At 41.1% G+C, this 2377-nt stretch carries 5 protein-coding genes; 1 reads left to right on the top strand and 4 read right to left on the bottom strand.

Annotated elements, in window-relative coordinates:
- Positions 1-374: 374 nt before the first annotated feature.
- Together ACTHUM_RS11610 and ACTHUM_RS11605 are read right to left on the bottom strand one after the other, a co-directional pair.
- Positions 375-866, bottom strand: coding sequence for a contact-dependent growth inhibition system immunity protein (locus ACTHUM_RS11610; protein ID WP_107792553.1), 492 nt, complete (start codon positions 864-866; stop codon positions 375-377).
- A gap of 74 nt (positions 867-940) precedes the next feature.
- Positions 941-1015, bottom strand: a complete 75-nt coding sequence (locus tag ACTHUM_RS11605) for a hypothetical protein (RefSeq protein ID WP_336623262.1) — start codon at positions 1013-1015, stop codon at positions 941-943.
- Between the two features lie 112 nt (positions 1016-1127).
- Between ACTHUM_RS11605 and ACTHUM_RS11600 the strand changes: the two genes are divergently transcribed.
- Positions 1128-1310: a carbamoyltransferase gene (locus ACTHUM_RS11600; RefSeq protein WP_159068522.1), complete on the top strand. Its 183-nt coding sequence runs from the start codon at positions 1128-1130 to the stop codon at positions 1308-1310.
- A gap of 81 nt (positions 1311-1391) precedes the next feature.
- Here the strand turns inward: ACTHUM_RS11600 and ACTHUM_RS11595 are convergent, their stop codons facing one another.
- Both ACTHUM_RS11595 and ACTHUM_RS11590 read right to left on the bottom strand, forming a co-directional pair.
- On the bottom strand, positions 1392-1466 hold the full coding sequence (locus tag ACTHUM_RS11595; protein ID WP_336623262.1) for a hypothetical protein: 75 nt from the start codon (positions 1464-1466) through the stop codon (positions 1392-1394).
- A 330-nt stretch (positions 1467-1796) separates the two neighbouring features.
- Positions 1797-2207: a hypothetical protein gene (locus ACTHUM_RS11590; RefSeq protein ID WP_107811020.1), complete on the bottom strand. Its 411-nt coding sequence runs from the start codon at positions 2205-2207 to the stop codon at positions 1797-1799.
- Between the last annotated feature and the right edge of the window lie 170 nt (positions 2208-2377).

Genomic DNA, 2377 nt, shown 5'->3' with positions numbered 1-2377 from the left:
CATTAAAATTCTGAAAACCATTAGATCGATACTCATCAAGTATGATATCTTTATTTGCATTAAATTTATTTCTGATAGCAGCTGATGGGATAAGGTAGTACCGATAATTCCAAATTGCCATTTTTATTTACTCCTATAACGAGGTCTATTAACATTACCTGATTCATTCAAGACATCAATAGAATTTTTCCAATTAGTATTAGGAACGGGAAAGTCAACTTTTTTAAATTTTAATTCACATATCCTTCCAAGCAAGCCGTAGCCCGCATTAAACCTATGCAGGTAAGGTGTGTGCGGTACGCACGCTGGCCTTGAGTGTGATAAAAAAGTCGTCTGAAACATTTTTCCGGCTTTCAGACGACTTTTGCCAAATATTATCGGCAGCGGCTCAATGCCAACTTTAAACCTGCTCCGATTTCTTCAGGACTGTTATCCAATGATAAAATTACATTGTCTGCATCAATGGCATCCCACGCTTCCAGCTTGACATGGCGGCTTGGGCTGATTTTCAGGCAGCCGTTGTGCAGCCAAATATCCACGCTCATCATGTTTTTAAATAGGGCGCGTCTGGTTTTATAGCCCAAGTTCCCGCATAGGTTGGCAACCCAATCCTCATAACGTGGTTTAAAACTTTCCTGTTTTAAAAAATCAATACGTTCAGCTTCGTTGTCTAACGTCCTGCTGTTCGCCAATGCTTGTAAGACTGTCGTGCCTAAAGTTCCATTGTCGGTATCCAATGGCAGGATATGGGGAGGATATAGGTGGTCTATTGCCGTTAACCCCAAACCTGAACATGTTTGAACAATCAGAGCTTCTTCATTAGCATAAAAAACTGCCCAATAATTTTGATCCTGTTTAAAAATCATTATTTGATCTCCGTAATTTTGACTGTAATGTTTTGACTCTTGCCATACTCTACCACACGTTGTAACTGCAATCTTTACTCCTTATTAGTTTGTGCGGGTATGGCCAGATGGATTTCGCGCTGTTTGATCATGTCGGCCCTTAATGTCATACCCGAAAGGCTATGACGTTCAAAATTTGCCGTCTTAGAGTTGTCTTTACACCGCTGCGGATAATGGTTTTGCCGGCCGTGCTGCCGATATGGGTGTGGCGGTGGGTTGCTTTTGTCTGATTGCTGTGGTGGCTTGTTGAAAGAAAGGCCGTCTGAAACCGTAGTTATTGTTTCAGACGGCCTCTTGGCTCAAACCTTGAGAACCGCATGCGTGCGTTCCGCACACATCCTACTTGTTGAGTTTAGGTTTCATATGGGCTACGGCTTGCTGCCCAATAATTTTGATCCTGTTTAAAAATCATTATTTGATCTCCGTAATTTTGACTTTAATGTTTAGATTTTTGCCATACTCTACCACACGTTGCAACTGCAATCTTTACTCCTTATTAGTTTGTGCGGGTATGGCCAGATGGATTTCGCGCTGTTTGATCATGTCGGCCCTTAGTGTCATACCCGAAAGACTATGACGTTCAAAATTTGCCGTCTTAGAGTTGTGTCTACACCGCTTCGGATAATGATTTTGCTAGCCGTGCTGCCGATATGGGTGTGGCGGTGGGCTGCTTTTGTCTGATTGCTGTGGCGCCTTGTTGAAAGAAAGGCCGTCTGAAACGTATTTTTGTTGTTTCAGACGGCCTCTTAGCTCAAACCTTGAGAACCGCATGCGTGCGTTCTGCACACATCCTTTTGTCAAGTAATATTAAGTGATAAAGCACATATGCCCAACCGGCTTTGTCAAGAGCTTCCGAAAGGCTGCTTGTGCAGCATGAAAGCTACGGCTTGTTTAATTGAAACTCTCCTGATCTAAAAATTCTAACTCTATTTCCCGGCAAACTATATCTATGCTAAAACCGGTCGGAAGATCATACCTACCGCCTATCAATGCCAGCGTACCTCCATAATCTAAGATTTCATCATCCTGCTTTAATTCTCCAAGCTCCAATGTATTATCGATATTTATATCTTGGTTCTCCGTAGCGTATCCATAGATAAATTTCAGATAGCTGAACTGCTTGAATTTAATTTTTACCCAGTCTGAATAATTGGGCATAGGGTTCTCTTGAGGAAAATCCGGATAATTCACATTCTTGACGATGATATGAAATTCATCATTTTTCAAAGTATAGTTTAATAGAGACCCTTCAATTATATGCAGAAATTGATAATCTTTTCTTGGAATAGTATAAGTCGTCATATTATTTTACCTTCAAAACGCTGCTTGCGTAGCATGAAAGCTACGGCTCTGAAACTCTCCTGATCTAAAAATTCTAACTCTATTTCCCGGCAAACTATATCTATGATAAAACCGGTCGGAAGATCATACCTACCGCCTATCAATTCCAACGTACCTCCATAATCCCAGAT

The organism is Neisseria sp. P0021.S006 (assembly GCF_051956895.1).
This window is presented reverse-complemented; position numbering and strand designations above follow the sequence as displayed.

Excerpts from the sequence above, each read along its gene's own strand:
- ACTHUM_RS11610 (WP_107792553.1), bottom strand. The coding sequence starts at position 866 with ATGATTTTTAAACAGGATCAAAATTATTGGGCAGTTTTTTATGCTAAT.
- ACTHUM_RS11590 (WP_107811020.1), bottom strand. The coding sequence starts at position 2,207 with ATGACGACTTATACTATTCCAAGAAAAGATTATCAATTTCTGCATATA.